15 protein-coding genes are annotated in these 13,732 nt (G+C 66.0%); 3 read left to right on the plus strand and 12 right to left on the minus strand.

The window, feature by feature from the left end:
- Positions 1-285 precede the first annotated feature (285 nt).
- The 3 genes from astA to Q0602_RS08055 are packed head-to-tail and all read right to left on the minus strand — an operon-like array spanning position 286 to position 3,640.
- A complete protein-coding gene (gene astA / locus Q0602_RS08045; protein WP_298841338.1) occupies positions 286-1,305 on the minus strand; it encodes an arginine N-succinyltransferase in 1,020 nt (339 codons plus the stop codon).
- Entirely contained in the window at positions 1,305-2,399 is a 1,095-nt protein-coding gene (locus tag Q0602_RS08050) for an arginine N-succinyltransferase (RefSeq protein WP_298841372.1), read from the minus strand. Before Q0602_RS08050 ends, astA begins: the two co-directional genes overlap by 1 nt.
- Positions 2,400-2,425: 26 nt before the next feature.
- Complete coding sequence (locus tag Q0602_RS08055) at positions 2,426-3,640, minus strand: aspartate aminotransferase family protein (RefSeq protein WP_298841340.1); 1,215 nt, start codon at positions 3,638-3,640, stop codon at positions 2,426-2,428.
- 410 nt (positions 3,641-4,050) lie between these two features.
- Between Q0602_RS08055 and Q0602_RS08060 the strand changes: the two genes are divergently transcribed.
- On the plus strand, positions 4,051-4,845 hold the full coding sequence (locus Q0602_RS08060; protein WP_298841343.1) for an SDR family oxidoreductase: 795 nt from the start codon (positions 4,051-4,053) through the stop codon (positions 4,843-4,845).
- Positions 4,846-4,991: 146 nt separating this feature from the next.
- On the opposite strand, the gene fabF is transcribed toward Q0602_RS08060, so the two are convergent.
- The 4 genes from fabF to Q0602_RS08080 all read right to left on the minus strand — a co-directional run bounded on the left by fabF (position 4,992) and on the right by Q0602_RS08080 (position 8,013).
- The gene (gene fabF / locus Q0602_RS08065; protein ID WP_295040180.1) at positions 4,992-6,254 is read right to left on the minus strand and encodes a beta-ketoacyl-ACP synthase II; all 1,263 of its coding nucleotides are present in this window, start codon (positions 6,252-6,254) and stop codon (positions 4,992-4,994) included.
- 12 nt (positions 6,255-6,266) lie between these two features.
- Positions 6,267-6,845: a helix-turn-helix domain-containing protein gene (locus Q0602_RS08070; protein WP_298841347.1), complete on the minus strand. Its 579-nt coding sequence runs from the start codon at positions 6,843-6,845 to the stop codon at positions 6,267-6,269.
- Between the two features lie 72 nt (positions 6,846-6,917).
- Positions 6,918-7,412 carry a GNAT family N-acetyltransferase gene (locus tag Q0602_RS08075; protein ID WP_298841350.1) on the minus strand — a complete coding sequence of 165 codons (495 nt, stop codon included), beginning with the start codon at positions 7,410-7,412 and terminating at the stop codon, positions 6,918-6,920.
- Positions 7,413-7,452: 40 nt separating this feature from the next.
- On the minus strand, positions 7,453-8,013 hold the full coding sequence (locus Q0602_RS08080; RefSeq protein WP_295040185.1) for a cupin: 561 nt from the start codon (positions 8,011-8,013) through the stop codon (positions 7,453-7,455).
- Between the two features lie 114 nt (positions 8,014-8,127).
- On the opposite strand from Q0602_RS08080, the gene tsaA reads away from it, so the two are divergent.
- A complete protein-coding gene (gene tsaA, locus Q0602_RS08085) occupies positions 8,128-8,937 on the plus strand; it encodes a tRNA (N6-threonylcarbamoyladenosine(37)-N6)-methyltransferase TrmO (RefSeq protein ID WP_298841354.1) in 810 nt (269 codons plus the stop codon).
- 5 nt (positions 8,938-8,942) lie between these two features.
- Here tsaA and Q0602_RS08090 read toward each other — a convergent pair whose 3' ends face one another.
- Positions 8,943-9,464 carry a GNAT family N-acetyltransferase gene (locus tag Q0602_RS08090; protein WP_298841356.1) on the minus strand — a complete coding sequence of 174 codons (522 nt, stop codon included), beginning with the start codon at positions 9,462-9,464 and terminating at the stop codon, positions 8,943-8,945.
- Between the two features lie 119 nt (positions 9,465-9,583).
- Between Q0602_RS08090 and Q0602_RS08095 the strand changes: the two genes are divergently transcribed.
- Positions 9,584-10,150, plus strand: coding sequence for a peptidylprolyl isomerase (locus Q0602_RS08095; protein WP_298841359.1), 567 nt, complete (start codon positions 9,584-9,586; stop codon positions 10,148-10,150).
- A 170-nt stretch (positions 10,151-10,320) separates the two neighbouring features.
- Here the strand turns inward: Q0602_RS08095 and purC are convergent, their stop codons facing one another.
- The 4 genes from purC to dapA all read right to left on the minus strand — a co-directional run.
- Positions 10,321-11,031, minus strand: coding sequence for a phosphoribosylaminoimidazolesuccinocarboxamide synthase (gene purC, locus Q0602_RS08100; protein ID WP_298841362.1), 711 nt, complete (start codon positions 11,029-11,031; stop codon positions 10,321-10,323).
- A 91-nt stretch (positions 11,032-11,122) separates the two neighbouring features.
- Positions 11,123-11,944: an MBL fold metallo-hydrolase gene (locus tag Q0602_RS08105; RefSeq protein WP_295040193.1), complete on the minus strand. Its 822-nt coding sequence runs from the start codon at positions 11,942-11,944 to the stop codon at positions 11,123-11,125.
- Complete coding sequence (bamC, locus tag Q0602_RS08110) at positions 11,944-12,897, minus strand: outer membrane protein assembly factor BamC (RefSeq protein ID WP_298841366.1); 954 nt, start codon at positions 12,895-12,897, stop codon at positions 11,944-11,946. Before bamC ends, Q0602_RS08105 begins: the two co-directional genes overlap by 1 nt.
- A gap of 59 nt (positions 12,898-12,956) precedes the next feature.
- Positions 12,957-13,732 (minus strand): 4-hydroxy-tetrahydrodipicolinate synthase (dapA, locus tag Q0602_RS08115; protein ID WP_298841369.1); only part of this gene is annotated, 776 nt, incomplete at its 5' end.

Genomic DNA, 13,732 nt, shown 5'->3' on the forward strand with positions numbered 1-13,732 from the left:
GGATCGCGCTTGGCGAAACGCGCGGCGGCGCCGTCGATCCAGCGACCGTCGACCAGCAGTTGTTGTTTGGCGTGCATATGTCGCTCCTGATGATTCATGGGTAAGCCGCGAGCCGCGAGCCGCGAGCCGTAAGCCGTAAGCCGTAAGCCGCGAGCCGTAAGCCGTAAGCCGTAAGCCGACATCAAACCACCACCACGAAATCCAACAATCGGTTGTTCGCTTTTGACCTTTCTTACGACTTAAAGCTGGTTTTCCTTACAGCTTATAGCTCCCGGCGCAGCCGGGTTACGTTTCCAGCACCCGCAGCGCGTCGCCGCTGGTCACGCCCAGCCGCTCGGCTTCCGCCGTGGTCAGCGTGATCACTCCGTCCTCGCTGGGGCCACGACCGATCCAGCTGCAGCGAAAGTCGCTCATGCCGGTGGTCGCGGCCATCCAGCCGGGGCGCTCGGGCTGGGCGAGAGAGTCGCCGCTGACTTCCACCGTGACGCAGGAGGAGTGGCGAATGGCGCGGACGTCGTCGATGTAGGCCTCGACCGTGGGGCCACCGTCGAAGATGTCGATGTAGCCTTCCCAGCGCAGCCCCTCCTTCTTGAGCATCTCCAGCGCGGGCCGGGTGTGCTCGTGGACCTGGCCGATGCACTCCCGCGCCGCCTGGGGCAGGAACGGCGTGTAGATCGGGTACTTCGGCATCAGTTCGCCGATGAAGCTCTTCTGGCCCAGTCCGGTGAGCTGATCGGCCTGCTTGAACTCCATCGGGAAGAAGTGGCTGCCGAGGCTCTCCCAGAACGGGCTGACGCCCTCCGGGCTGAACACGCCGCGCATCTCCGCCAGTACCTTGGCCGGAAAACATTCGCGAAACTCCGCCATGAACAGCCAGCGCGCCTTGGAGAGCAGCGTGCCGTTGCGATCGCGGCGATAGGCCGGACGCAGGAACAGCGAGGCGACTTCGGCGTCGCCGGTATGGTCAGAACTCAGAAACAGCGTGTCGATGGTGCGATGCAGGTCGAGCTGAACCGACGAGTGGGCCAGCTTGCCGACACGGTAGTGGTAAAACGGTGTCTCGCGGCCAACCTCGGCCTCGATTGCGCAGCAGCCCGCCAGTTCACCGCTCTGCTCGTCCTCGAGCACGAAGAAGTAGAGTCGTTCCTGCTGGGGAACGCGGCCCTCGAAGGCCGCCACCGCGTTGGCGATCTTGGCAGCCAGGAATTCGCGGCTGTTGGGCAGCGAGGTGAAACCGACCCCGGTCTCCTGGGCCAGCGCCTGCAGCTCGTCGATATCGTGGTGCCCAATGGGTCGCAGCCGCATTACAGTTCTCCCTCGTCCAGCGCGTCTTCGACATTGGGTAGCGCCAGCGGCGCGACCAGTACGGCACGCCCCTCCTCGACGCCAAGCAGCGCCGCCTGCTCTTCCGACAGCAGCAGCTGGCCGGTGGGCGTGAGCGCGTAGCGCGCGACGGTGCAGCGAAAGTCCGCCAGCTGCTGATTGGCCACCATGGCGGGCTCCGCATCCGGCAGCGAGGCCGCCGGGCGGATCCGCACCGGGTGCCAGCCGCAGTGGGTCAGCGTATGCAGACGCTGCCGCTCCCCTCTCACCACCGGTCCGGCGTCGAAGATATCGACGTGGCGCGAGCGCACGAACCCTTCGGCCAGCATCTCCTGCAGCGCCTGCTCGTGGGCCGGATGCTCGCGCCCGATCGCCGCCCGGGCCTGGGGCGTCAACAGCGGCAGATAGAGCGGGAACTGCGGCATCACCTCGGCGATGAAGCTCTTCGAGCGCACGCCCGCCAGCAGGTTGATCTCGTGGTAGCCCTGCTCGAAGAAGTGGCGACCGACGCTGTTCCAGAACGGCGAACCGCCCTCCTCGTCCAGATAGCCCGGGAAGGCGACGCCCAGGGTCTCGGCGAAGCGCTCGGGGTACTGGGCGATGAACATCAGCCGGGCCCGTCGCAGCAGCGTCGCCGCGCTGGTGCCACGGTAGCGGGCGTCCAGCGACAGCGCGCACAGCAGCGAGACTTCCGACATCTCGTGGGAGAGTGACAGGGTCTGCACCTCGTGGCGCAGATTGAGCTGCTGCGAGGCGTGGATCAGGGTTTCCTGGCGATAGGTGTAGTAGGCGTCCTGCGCCCCCGCCTGGGCCCGGATGCTGGCGGTACCGACGATCTCGCCCAGTTCCCGATCCTCGAGCACGAAGGTGTAGAGCTCGTCGCCGGGGAAATCGACGTTATGGGAGAGCGCGCGGGTGGAGCGGGCGATGCGCTCCTCCAGCCGGTCGCGATGGGCGGGCAGGTTGGTCAGTCTGGGCGTGGAGCCGCCGGCAAGCCGCTCGATCGCGGCCAGATCGCCCGACCGCGCCGGACGAACCAGCAGATGCCCGACGCTACGCGACGCGCCTTCGTCCATGCCCCCTGAGACAACGTCGGCGTCGATCATGACGGATCGACGAGTTGCCTGATGGCGATCTCGAGCCGCGCCATGCCCTCCTGGATATCCGCCTCCGGGATCACCAGCGACGGCGCCATGCGCAGCACGTTGGGGCCTGCGACCAGAATCATCAGCCCCTGTTCGATGGCCAGCGGCAGGATGTCCCGCGCGCGGCCCTCGAAGTCGTCGCTCATCTCGGCGCCGATCAGCAGGCCCATGCCGCGGATCTCCTTGAACACGCCGTACTTGCGATTGATCACCTCAAGATGCTCGCGGAAGAGCTGATGGCGACGCTCGACGCCCGCCAGCACTTCCGGCGTATCGATGGTGGTCAGCGCGGCCAGACCCACGGCGCAGGCCAGCGCGTTACCGCCGTAGGTGGAGCCGTGAGTGCCCACCGCCAGCGACGGCGCCACGCGATCGGTGGTCAGCATGGCGCCGATCGGGAAACCGCCGCCCAGCGCCTTGGCGGTGGTCAGGATGTCCGGCGTCACCCCGTAGTGCATATAGGCGTAGAGCTTGCCGCTGCGGCCGACGCCGGATTGCACCTCGTCTACGACCAGCAGCGCCTGGTGTCGGTCGCACAGTTCGCGCAGGCCCTGCATGAATTCCGGCGTCGCCGGGGTCACGCCGCCCTCGCCCTGGATCGGCTCGACCACGATGGCACAGGTATCGTCGTCGATCAGCGCGCGCACGCTGTCGAGATCGTTGAACTCGGCATGCACGATGCCGCCCGGGATCGGGCCGAAGCCTTCGGAGTACTTGGGCTGGCCGCCGACGCTGACGGTGAACAGCGTGCGGCCGTGGAACGCCTGCTTGAACGAGATGATCTTGTGCTTCTTCTCGCCGAAGTTGTCGAACGCCCAGCGCCGCGCCAGCTTGAACGCAGCCTCGTTGGCCTCGCCACCGGAAGAGCAGAAGTAGGCCTTGTCGGCGAAGGTCCGCTCGACCATTTGCCTGGCCAGCGCCAGCGCCGGTTCGTTGGTGTAGACGTTGGAGAGATGCCACAGCTTGTTGGCCTGGGTGGTCAGCGCGTCGACCAGCGCCGGATGGCAGTGCCCCAGCGCATTGACCGCGATGCCGCCGGCGAAATCGATGTACTCCTTGCCCGCCTGATCCCACAGCCGGCTCCCCTCGCCGCGCACCGGGATCGCCTGCTGCGGCGAATAGTTGGGGGTCATGTAGCGGTCGAAATCGTCACGCGTCGGGCTCGTGGCCATGTCTCTCTCCCTGGAGGTTTAGGGAAGCACTGCATAAATGCCTGCGCAGGCGAATCGCTGCGTTGCGCGGTGCTGGAGCGCCAGCCCGGTCGAATTCTCACCTACCCATAGGCTCCGGTTCCTGCGCTCCGCGCGTCTTGCGCTTCATCCTGCTCGTCGATTTATTCAGCGTTTCCTTAGGGTTGTTTCAGTTGAGTATAAGGAGGCGGCAGCCGGGCGGCTTTCAGCGATGGGACGGCGAATTGCGAAAAGCGTCCTACGCTGAAAGGCGCCGCGGGGTTGTGTTCGCTGCCAATGCCCCGATGTGGAAGTGTACCCCCGCGACTTTCGTCGGAGCCATCACCCTCGCCTTCGAGACGGCATGGCTGGCGCCGGAACGCGGACCACAGCGCAGGAAAAGGAGAGACCTGATGAAAATCGATCTGACAGGCAAGACCGCCATCGTCACCGGCTCCACCGCCGGCATCGGGCTGGCCATCGCCGAGGGGTTGGCCGACGCCGGTGCGGCCGTCACCGTGACCGGGCGCACCCAGGCGCGGGTCGACGACGCCATCGCCCAGCTCGAGCGCAAGCTTCCGGGCGCAACCGTGGACGGGGTCGCGGCGGACCTGGGGACGGCCGAGGGTTGTCAGGCGCTCATCGACCAGAAGCCCTCCTGCGACATCCTGATCAACAACGTCGGCATCTTCGGGCCCAAGGACTTCTTCGAGATCCCGGATGAGGAGTGGCAGCAGTTCTTCGACGTCAACGTGATGAGCGCGGTGCGGCTGTCGCGTCATTACGCCCAGGGGATGAAAGAGCGCGACTGGGGGCGTATCCAGTTCCTGTCGAGCGAGTCCGCGCTCAACATTCCCGCCGAGATGGTCCACTACGGCATGACCAAGAGCGCGGTACAGTCGATCTCCCGCGGATTGGCCAAGGTGCTCGCCGGCACCCAAGTCACGGTCAACGCCGTGCTTCCCGGACCGACCAAGTCCGAGGGCGTCGGCAAGATGATCGCCGACATCGCCAAGCAGCAGGGCATCAGCGAGGCCGAGGCGGAAGCCAACTTCGTCAAGGAGAACCGGCCGTCGTCGATCATCCAACGCGTGGCCGAAGTCGAGGAGGTCGCCAATCTCAGTGTCTACCTTGCCTCGCCCCAGGCCAGCGCCACCACCGGCGCGGCAATGCGAGTGGAAGGCGGGATCGTCGATACGATGGCCTGACCCCTTCGGGGAGCGGGAAGCTGTAAGCTGTAAGCTGTAAGAAAAAGCCAAACCGAAACCCCATGACCAGAGGGAATCTCGGTTTGGCTTTTTGCATATTGATCGTCGTACACGACGCTCTGAAACGCTGGCGTGCGCAGCCCGTTTCAGCCCTCGTAGCGCTTGAAGATCACGCTGGCGTTGACTCCGCCGAACCCGAAGGCGTTGCAGATGGCGTGTTCCATCGGCATCCGGCGCGATTCGCCGTGGACCACGTCCAGGTCCGCCGCCAGCGGGTCAGGATCGGTGTAGTTGCGGGTCAGCGGTGCAACCTGGTCGCGCAGTGCCAGCAGCGTGAAGATCGCCTCGACCCCGCCGGCGGCGCCCAGCAGGTGGCCTGTGGTCGCCTTGGTGGCGCTGATCGCTGGCGAACGATCGCCGAACAGGCGATGAATGGCGGCCAGTTCGCCGCGATCGCCCACCGGCGTCGAGGTGGCATGGGCGTTGAGATGCTGGATCTCGCCCGCTTCCAGGCCGGCCTGGCGCAGCGCGATCTGCATCGCCCGTGCCGCGCCGGAGCCATCCTCCGGACCCGCCGTCATGTGATAGGCGTCGGACGTGGTGCCATAGCCGACCAGCTCGGCGATGGGCGTCGCACCACGCGCCAGCGCGTGCTCGAGGGTCTCGATCACGATCAGCCCGGCGCCTTCGCCCATGACGAAGCCGTCCCGCGCTCGATCGAACGGCCGCGAGGCCTGCTCCGGGGTGTCGTTGAAATGGCTGGAGAGCGCCTTGGCAGCGGCGAACCCACCCAGGCTGACGCGATCGATACAGGCTTCGCTGCCGCCGCACAATGCCACCTCGGCTTCACCGGCGTGAATCATGCGCGCGGCATCGCCGATCGCCTGCAGGCCGGCGGCACACGCCGTGACCGGCGCGCCGAGCGGCCCCTTGAAGCCGTGGCGAATCGATACCTGGCCACAGGCGAGGTTGGCCAGGAACGAGGGGATGGTGAAGGGAGAGAGTCGACGCGGGCCGCGGCTGTCGGTGGTACGTACCGCATCGGCGATCGCCGGAAAGCCGCCGATCCCGGAGCCGATCAGGGTCGCCGTGCGCTCCTTCTCCGCCTCCGTCTTCGGGAACCAGTTGGCCTGGGCCAGCGCCTCTTCCGCCGCCGCGACGGCCATCTGGATGAAGCGGTCCATCTTGCGCCGCTCCTTCGGGTCCATGGTCGCGTCGGGGTCGAATCCCGCACTGTCCTCGGCGATGGTCGGCACCGGACCGCCGACGCCGGCCGCCAGCCCCTCGACGACTTCCGCCGGTAGCCGGCGCAGACCGGAAGCGCCCGCCAGCAGGCGCTGCCATACCGGTTCGATGCCGCAACCCAGCGGCGAGAGGAGCCCCATACCTGTCACTACGATACGTCGCATGACGATGTCCTTTCAGTCATTGATCGAGTCACTCGCCTCCATGGCGGCGTGGCAGTCGGCGCGCGCCGCTGCTGGCTGCGAGTCGGAAGAATCGCCTCGTTCGAAGGCTTTGCGCATACGTTCGACACGGGCATGAACCGCCGGATTGGCATCGGGCCCCGGGGCCAGGCGCACGTCCCCGGGCGACAGCGGTCGCCCGTGGTGGCGGTCATAGAGGATCGGCTCGACAGGACGCAGGGTCCGTCGATCGATCAGACGGAAACCATTGGCTTCGATCGGCAGATGCTGTTCCCCCCAGCGGTAGAGCATCAGGATGACAGGGGCGAGTTCGTGCCCCTTGTCCGTCAGATGATACTCGTGACGCGGCGGATGCTGCTGATAGCAGCGCTTCTCGAGAAGTTCGTTGGAGACCATGCGCTCGAGGCGTCGCGTCAGCATGCTGGAAGCGATGCCCAGGCCACGCTGGAATTCGTCGAAGCGGCGCGCCCCCTGCATGGCGTCGCGCAGGATCAACAGGGTCCAGCTGTCGCCGACGCACGCCAGTGCGCGGGCCACCGGACAGAGCGATGAGATATCCTGGGTCACTTTCATTATGGAAGCGACTCTACCGAATTTCCTGCGCCAAGGGAAATTCCCGCCGGGCCCGGCATCACGGAATCTCCGTCACCCGGCGGAAGCCGCCGCCGCGAGACGCATGCGCACCCTCGGCAGCCGTTCACCACGACGCTCGATCCACTCCTCGCCGAGGGTTTCCCAGCCATGCCCGGACAGCGAAGGTGCCAACACCAGGCTCGCCTCGATCGACACCGCCGCGCGACCGGCGTCCCGCAGCGCCTCGATGGAGAGCGACAGCAGGCGTGAGCCGATCCCCTGGCGCGCCACCGAGGGCCAGACGTAGAGCGTCTCGATGCGGCCCGCCGACATATCGCGCTCGCAGAAGCCGATACAGTGGCCGTCGCATTCGGCAACCAGCGTGGGGTAGATAGCCTGGCGTGCCGCCCACGCCTCCGCGGTACGCGGCAGTGAGGCGGCCCAGGCCTCGCGCTGGGCCAGCGTGTAGTGGCCCGCGGCCCCCTCCATGATCGCGTGGTGGAAGACCTCGGCCTGATCCGAGGCATCCCTGGGCAGGGCCTGGCGAAAGCGGGTTCGTTCGAGCATGGCGATCACTCCTGCCATCGGAGACGACATCGCGACTGTCTCAAGCCGTGACGGCGTCGACCAACCTTTCAAAGCGTGGAAATCGCAGGGCGATATCACTCGCCGTCGCGATCACGTCGTGCGACGGGGCGTTGCACATCGTCAGCACCAGGAAGTCGGGCTCCGGGCCGATATCCAGCCAGTGTGGCAGCCCTGCCGGCACCGAGATCAGGTCGCCCCGGTCGCAGCCGACGACGTAGACCCGATGGTCGAGGTGGAAATAGAAGATCGCCTGGCCTCTCAGAAACAGATGCCAGGCCTCCTCGTCGCTCGCCGACTCGGTGCACAACAACTCCCGCCGGAGCTCGAGATCGGGATATTGCGGACTCATGCCGCGCAGGTCGCAGTATCGGCGGCCGCTCAGCTGCTGGATTTCCGCCGCCGTGTCGTTGTTCAGCACCATGAGTTGCCGACGATCGACGCCGACCGGTAGCTCCGTCAACTCGCGCCGATCGAAATAGACCTCGATGGAGCCGAGTTCCAGTGCGATACGATAGGCATCGTGGCTGCTCAACAGCGGCTGATCCCCATCCGCCTCGTGATAAACGTGCAAGAAACTCATCCAACACCTCTCCTTGGTATCATGCGAGTTTTCAAAGGGCCGACGCGCCCGCCACGCGAGCGCTCATGCAGTATGGCACCGTTATGAAATTTCACCTCTGGAACTGGCTTCACGATGCAATCGCCTCCCTTTGACGCCCCGCCCGCCGCAAGCACCTTCCCGCTGGAGGCGATCGGTCACGTGGCCAGCGACTATCCCGACAAGTTCGGCATCCCCCGGCAGCCCGGGCTGGCTCCGTCGGCGCGGGCGATTCTCTATCTGACACCGCCATTCGACGATCCGCTTGCCGTGGAGGGCATCGAGGCGATGAGCCATCTCTGGCTGACGTTCGTCTTCGATCGCAGCCCCACGACATGGAAGCCCCGGGTTCGACCACCGCGCCTGGGCGGCAATCGCCGTGTCGGCGTGTTCGCCAGCCGGAGCACCCACCGTCCCAATCGGCTTGGCCAGTCGCTGGTGGAGCTGGTCGGGGTGGAGTGCACCCCGCGCCCCGCTCTCGCCCGCGCGCCGATCGCCGGTTCCCGCCTCGCCGGCTGCGAGAGCCGGGTCAAACTGCACTTGCGGGGGCACGATCTGTGCGATGCCACCCCGATCCTCGACATCAAGCCGTATCTCCCCTGGGCCGAGTCCCGCCCGGACGCCAATGCCGGTTTCGCCCCCGCGTCGCCGCCCCGCTACCGCGTCGTCTTCGACGCCGCGGCCGACGAGGCGCTTCGTCGGCATCCCGACGGTGACGCGCTGGCTCGGCTGATCGAGGAGGTGCTGAGTCAGGATCCGCGCCCTGCCTACCACGGCAGCACCGCGACCCGGCAGGACGCGTCGAAGCGTTATGGCGTCCTGCTGCGCGACGTCAACGTCCGCTTTCGTGTCGACGAGCGCGATGGCGACACCGAGATTGGGGTAGAGGCGATCGAGTCGCGCTGAACGGCTCAGCGCAGCGATCGCTCGAGCACCAGGCTGGCCGGCTCGCCCGGCGTGTCCTCCAGCGTGCCGACCTCGCGAAAGCCCAGCTTGTGCAGGACCCGGATCGACTTCGCGTGATGCGGGCGAACCAGGCCGTAGACCCTGTCCGCCGCCAGTCGCTCGACGGCATGGTCGATCGCGCCCTGGCCCATCTCGGTGGCGTACCCCTTGCCCCAGGCGGCGGGGGAGAAGCGATATCCCAGGTTCAGAATCCACCCCCATCCCGCCTCTCTCGTCCAGCCGAGGCCGCCAAAGCCGATGACGCCCCCCGGATTCGCCTTCTCCTCGATGGCCCATATCCCGAAACCGTGGCGCTGCCAGTGATCGAGCCACCCGCCCAGCACCGCCATCGATACCGCGGCATCGGCGTGGGGCCCGGCCGGGTTGAAGCGGTGAGTCTCCGGATCGCCATAGATGGCGAACAGCCGCGGCCCGTCGGCGCTATCCGGCTTTCTCAGGATCAGTCGGTCGGTCTCATGGCGTGTCATCGATCACCTCGTGATGGATCTTGCGGCGGAGTGACATCCCGCCGACATCGCCGGCGCTGGCAAGCCTGCCCCGATGCCGCTAGGCTGGCGAACTTCGATGAAAGACTGGAGTGCCCTCGATGCGAAAGTCGCTGATCCCCCTGTGCCTGTCGGCCCTGACCCTGTTCTCGCTGCCGGCGCTCGCCGATGCCGATCACCCCCAAGTGCGTCTGCAGACGAGTCAGGGCCCCATCGAGGTGGAGCTCGACACCCAGGCGGCGCCCAGGACGGTGGAGAACTTCCTGCGGTACGTCGATGAGGACTTCTACACCGGCACGGTCTTTCACCGTGTCATGCAGGACTTCATGATCCAGGGCGGCGGCATGACGGCGGATCTCGAGCCCAAGGATACCCACGCCCCGATCCCGCTGGAGAGGAGCGGTCTCGACAACACCCGCGGAACCATCGCCATGGCGCGTACCGCCAATCCGGATTCCGCCACCAGTCAGTTCTTCATCAACCTGGTCGACAACAGTGCGCTGAATTATCGCGATCTCTACAATCCGGGCTACACGGTATTCGGTCATGTCGTATCCGGCATGGACGTGGTCGACGAGATCGCCGAAACGCCGACCGGACGCCAGGGCCCCCACGCCGACGTGCCCAGGACGCCGATCACCATCGAAAGCGTAAAGCGCATCGACTGACGATGGCGTAAGGCGCTAAAAGGTCTTTACTACAGCGTCCGACTAGCAGGAAGCCCCGGCGTTGTCACGTCGGGGCTTCCAATGGGAATCAATTCTCAAGAAGCGCTGCAACAATCTCCGAGCGGAGCGAAGTGCAAGGCGTACGGCGCGCAGGCATTGAGACAGCGTTTCTAGAAGGTCATGCCCAGACGCCGCCCCACCTCTTCGTAGGCCTCGATCACACCGCCCAGGCCCTGGCGGAAGCGATCCTTGTCCAGCTTCTCGCGCGTCTCGGCGTCCCACAGTCGGCAACCGTCCGGCGAGAACTCGTCGCCCAGCACGATCTCACCCTCGAAGAGACCGAACTCGAGCTTGTAGTCCACCAGTAGCATGCCACCGTCGAGGAACAGCTGCTTGAGCACGTCGTTGACCCGGAACGTCAGCGTCTTCATGGTCGCCAGCTGCTGGGGGGTTGCCCAGCCGAACGTCTCCGCCAGCGACTCGTTGATCATCGGATCGCCCTTCTCGTCGTTCTTCAGAAACAGCTCGAAGGTCGGCGGATTCAAGGCGATGCCCTCCTCGACGCCAAGGCGGCGAACCAGGCCACCGGCGGCCAGGTTGCGCACCACGCACTCCACCGGAATCATCTCCATCTTCTTGACCACGCACTCGGTGTCCGACAGCAGCTGCTCGAAATGCGTGGGGATGCCGGCCGCCTGGAGTTTCTCCATGATGAACGCATTGAACTTGTTGTTGACCATTCCCTTGCGCTCGAGCGCCTCTTTCTTCTTGCCGTCGAAGGCGCTGGTATCGTCGCGGAAGTGCAGGACGAGTCGCTGCGGGTCGTCGCTCAGGTAGACCGACTTGGCCTTGCCGGCGTAGAGAAGATCGCGTTTTTGCATGGAGCTGTCTCCGTCGCGGCCCCGTGGGGCAGCAGGTTCGTGAAGAGGATATTGAAGCGTGGTGCGGCGACGGGGTGGACAGGTGCCAACGTCACGCCACCTGCTGCCAGTCGATGCCCCGATCCTGGGTCGAGACCAGCAGACGCGATTCATCGCCGTCGAGCAATGGCACCAGCGCCTCCAGCACCCGCTCGGGGTGGTTATTTTGCGCCGACAGGTGCGAGCAGACAATCCGCTGCAGCCGATCGAGCCCCAGCCGACGCAGCAGGTCCGACGCCTGAGCGTTGGCCAGATGCCCCCAGCGGCCGGCGACGCGCCGCTTGAGATGGGGCGGGTAAGGCCCCTCGGCCAGCATCCGCGGATCGTGATTGCACTCGAGGAACAGCGCATCGCAGCCGCTGAAGGCGTCGACCACGTGGGACGTCGGGTGGCCGAGGTCGGTCAGCACGCCGAGACGGCGACCGTGGGCGCGAAAGCAGAACTGGATCGGCTCGCGGGCATCGTGGGGCACGGTGACCGGATCGATCTCCAGCCCGCCGATGGCGAAGCGTGCCTGCGGGACCAGCAGCTGATGGCTGGGCACCTCGCCGAGCTTGCCGGAGAGCCAGCTGCCGGCACTGAGATAGACCGGCAACTGATGACGGCGCGCCAACGCCCCGACCCCGGTGATATGGTCGCTGTGCTCGTGGGTGACCAGCACGGCGGCCAGCTGGCGCGGGTGGACGCCGACGCGGGCGAGGCGTTTCTCCGCCTCACGCACGCCGAAACCGCAATCCACCAGCACCAGGGTCTCGCCGTCGCTGACCAGGGTCGCGTTGCCCTTGCTACCGCTGCCCAGCGAGGCGAAGCTGAGCCCGGTGGCAGGGCGGCCCTGCGTTGAAGAGGGCTGCCCGGGCATCGACGGCAGCGGCATCACCGCAGCGTGGACGCGATGGCATCCAGCAGCTCCCGTGCCGCGGCGGGCTCGACCGGCTGCCCATCGGCGCCGGCCACCGTCACCACGCTGTTGCCGGCATTCGAGTCGAGCTGGAGACGATAGTGGTTGGGCTGCGGGTCGCTGCCGAACCAGTCGAACCAGCCACCGTCATCCGCGTCCAGCGGCAGATAGTCGATGAAGAACTGGCCCGCGCTGCGGTTCTGGTCGGTCACCGTCAGGCGGTTGTCGTCGAAGCCATTCTGCAACTGATAGTAGAGTTCGGACCAGGCGCGTTCGCCATCCAGCGCCAGATCGAGCTCCCAGTTGCCGCCGCGATTGCGCAGTTTCACCCGTTCGCTCTGATCGAGCGGCTGGGCGGCCAGCGAGACGCCGCTGTCCGCGGTGTGGTTGCTATCCAGGTAGGCCTTGATCGAACTCAGGCACTGGGCACTGCCACCGATGTCGCAGCGGACTTCGCTGGTGCCGCTACGCAGGCCCTGGCGCAGGCTCACGTTGCCCTGGGCGGTTTCGATACGGCCACCGGCGGCATCGATCGCCGTCGGGTTGACGCCGTGATCGACGGCGAAGCCCTGCAGCCGCGGCCACACGCTGGCCGGCGCGGCATCGACCAGCAGCCAACGCTCGCTCCCCGCCTGGCGCAGCTCGGCATAGGGCTGCTCATCGCTCTGGCCCGATGCCAGCGGTTGCGGACGAGGCACATCGTCGACGGCGTCCGACGCGGAGAAATCGCTGTCGGCCTGGGGCACGGGCATCGAATCCTGGTAACGCACCTGATCGCGCGACGCCGGCAGCTCCAGCGGCTTGGCCATCTCCGCCTTCTGATACTCGGCATTACGGTCGTAATAGTAACCGTCCTGGAAAAGTCCGCAGCCGGACAGGGCCAGCGACGAGCACAACATCAGAGGCATCCATTTGAGGATGGGCTTCATGCATCCACCTTTGTTTGAAGCAATGGGCTGATTGGCGATTCGAACCACGTCGGCAGATTTCACTTCGTTTCGATATTGGCGAGCTGCAGCGCTTCGCCGACGTTGCCGTGATAGCGCTCGGACAGCCAGGTCAGCGGCAGCCGGATCCCGGTCTCGGCATACCCCATGCGATTGAGCGCCCACTTGACCGGAATCGGGTTGGATTCGATCCCCAGCGCCGTGTGCAGCGGGGCGAGGCGCGCATTGATCTGGTGCGCCTTCTCACGCTGGCCGCTGGTCGCTGCGACGCAGAGATCGTGCATCGACTTTGGCGCGACGTTGGCGGTGACCGAAATGTCGCCATGACCGCCCATCAGCATGAAATCGCAGGCGGTGGCGTCGTCGCCGGAGTAGAGCGCGAAGCCGCTGCCCTCGAGACGATCGATCAGTTCCTCGGCACGTTCCAGGTTGCCGGTGGCATCCTTCAGGCCGACGATCCGCTCGAGCTCCGCGAGCCGGAAGACCGTCTCGTTGTAGATATCGGAGCAGGTCCGCCCGGGAACGTTGTAGAGGATGATCGGCAGCTCGCTCGCCTCGGCGACCGCCTTGAAATGCTGATACAAGCCTTCTTGGGTCGGCTTGTTGTAGTAAGGCGCCACCGAGAGACAGCAGTCGGCGCCCACTTCACTGGCGTAGCGAGCCAGTTCGACCGCTTCCGCGGTGTTGTTGGCTCCCGTGCCGGCGATGACGGGAATCCGGCCGTTGACCTCTTCGACCACCGTGCGGATGACGTCGAAATGCTCGGCGAACGACATGGTGGTCGGCTCGCCGGTGGTACCGGCGGCAACAATGGCGT

The sequence above is a fragment of the uncultured Salinicola sp. genome, assembly GCF_937921195.1.
GTDB lineage: Bacteria > Pseudomonadota > Gammaproteobacteria > Pseudomonadales > Halomonadaceae > Salinicola.

Bases quoted from the DNA above. Each gene is read 5' to 3' on its own strand.
- purC (WP_298841362.1), bottom strand. From the start codon at position 11,031: ATGCAAAAACGCGATCTTCTCTACGCCGGCAAGGCCAAGTCGGTCTAC.
- Q0602_RS08075 (WP_298841350.1), bottom strand. From the start codon at position 7,412: ATGCTCGAACGAACCCGCTTTCGCCAGGCCCTGCCCAGGGATGCCTCG.
- tsaA (WP_298841354.1), top strand. From the start codon at position 8,128: ATGCAATCGCCTCCCTTTGACGCCCCGCCCGCCGCAAGCACCTTCCCG.
- Q0602_RS08055 (WP_298841340.1), bottom strand. From the start codon at position 3,640: ATGGCCACGAGCCCGACGCGTGACGATTTCGACCGCTACATGACCCCC.
- Q0602_RS08090 (WP_298841356.1), bottom strand. From the start codon at position 9,464: ATGACACGCCATGAGACCGACCGACTGATCCTGAGAAAGCCGGATAGC.
- Q0602_RS08050 (WP_298841372.1), bottom strand. From the start codon at position 2,399: ATGGACGAAGGCGCGTCGCGTAGCGTCGGGCATCTGCTGGTTCGTCCG.
- Q0602_RS08105 (WP_295040193.1), bottom strand. From the start codon at position 11,944: ATGCCGCTGCCGTCGATGCCCGGGCAGCCCTCTTCAACGCAGGGCCGC.
- Q0602_RS08080 (WP_295040185.1), bottom strand. From the start codon at position 8,013: ATGAGTTTCTTGCACGTTTATCACGAGGCGGATGGGGATCAGCCGCTG.
- Q0602_RS08060 (WP_298841343.1), top strand. From the start codon at position 4,051: ATGAAAATCGATCTGACAGGCAAGACCGCCATCGTCACCGGCTCCACC.
- fabF (WP_295040180.1), bottom strand. From the start codon at position 6,254: ATGCGACGTATCGTAGTGACAGGTATGGGGCTCCTCTCGCCGCTGGGT.
- bamC (WP_298841366.1), bottom strand. From the start codon at position 12,897: ATGAAGCCCATCCTCAAATGGATGCCTCTGATGTTGTGCTCGTCGCTG.
- Q0602_RS08070 (WP_298841347.1), bottom strand. From the start codon at position 6,845: ATGAAAGTGACCCAGGATATCTCATCGCTCTGTCCGGTGGCCCGCGCA.
- Q0602_RS08095 (WP_298841359.1), top strand. From the start codon at position 9,584: ATGCGAAAGTCGCTGATCCCCCTGTGCCTGTCGGCCCTGACCCTGTTC.
- astA (WP_298841338.1), bottom strand. From the start codon at position 1,305: ATGCGGCTGCGACCCATTGGGCACCACGATATCGACGAGCTGCAGGCG.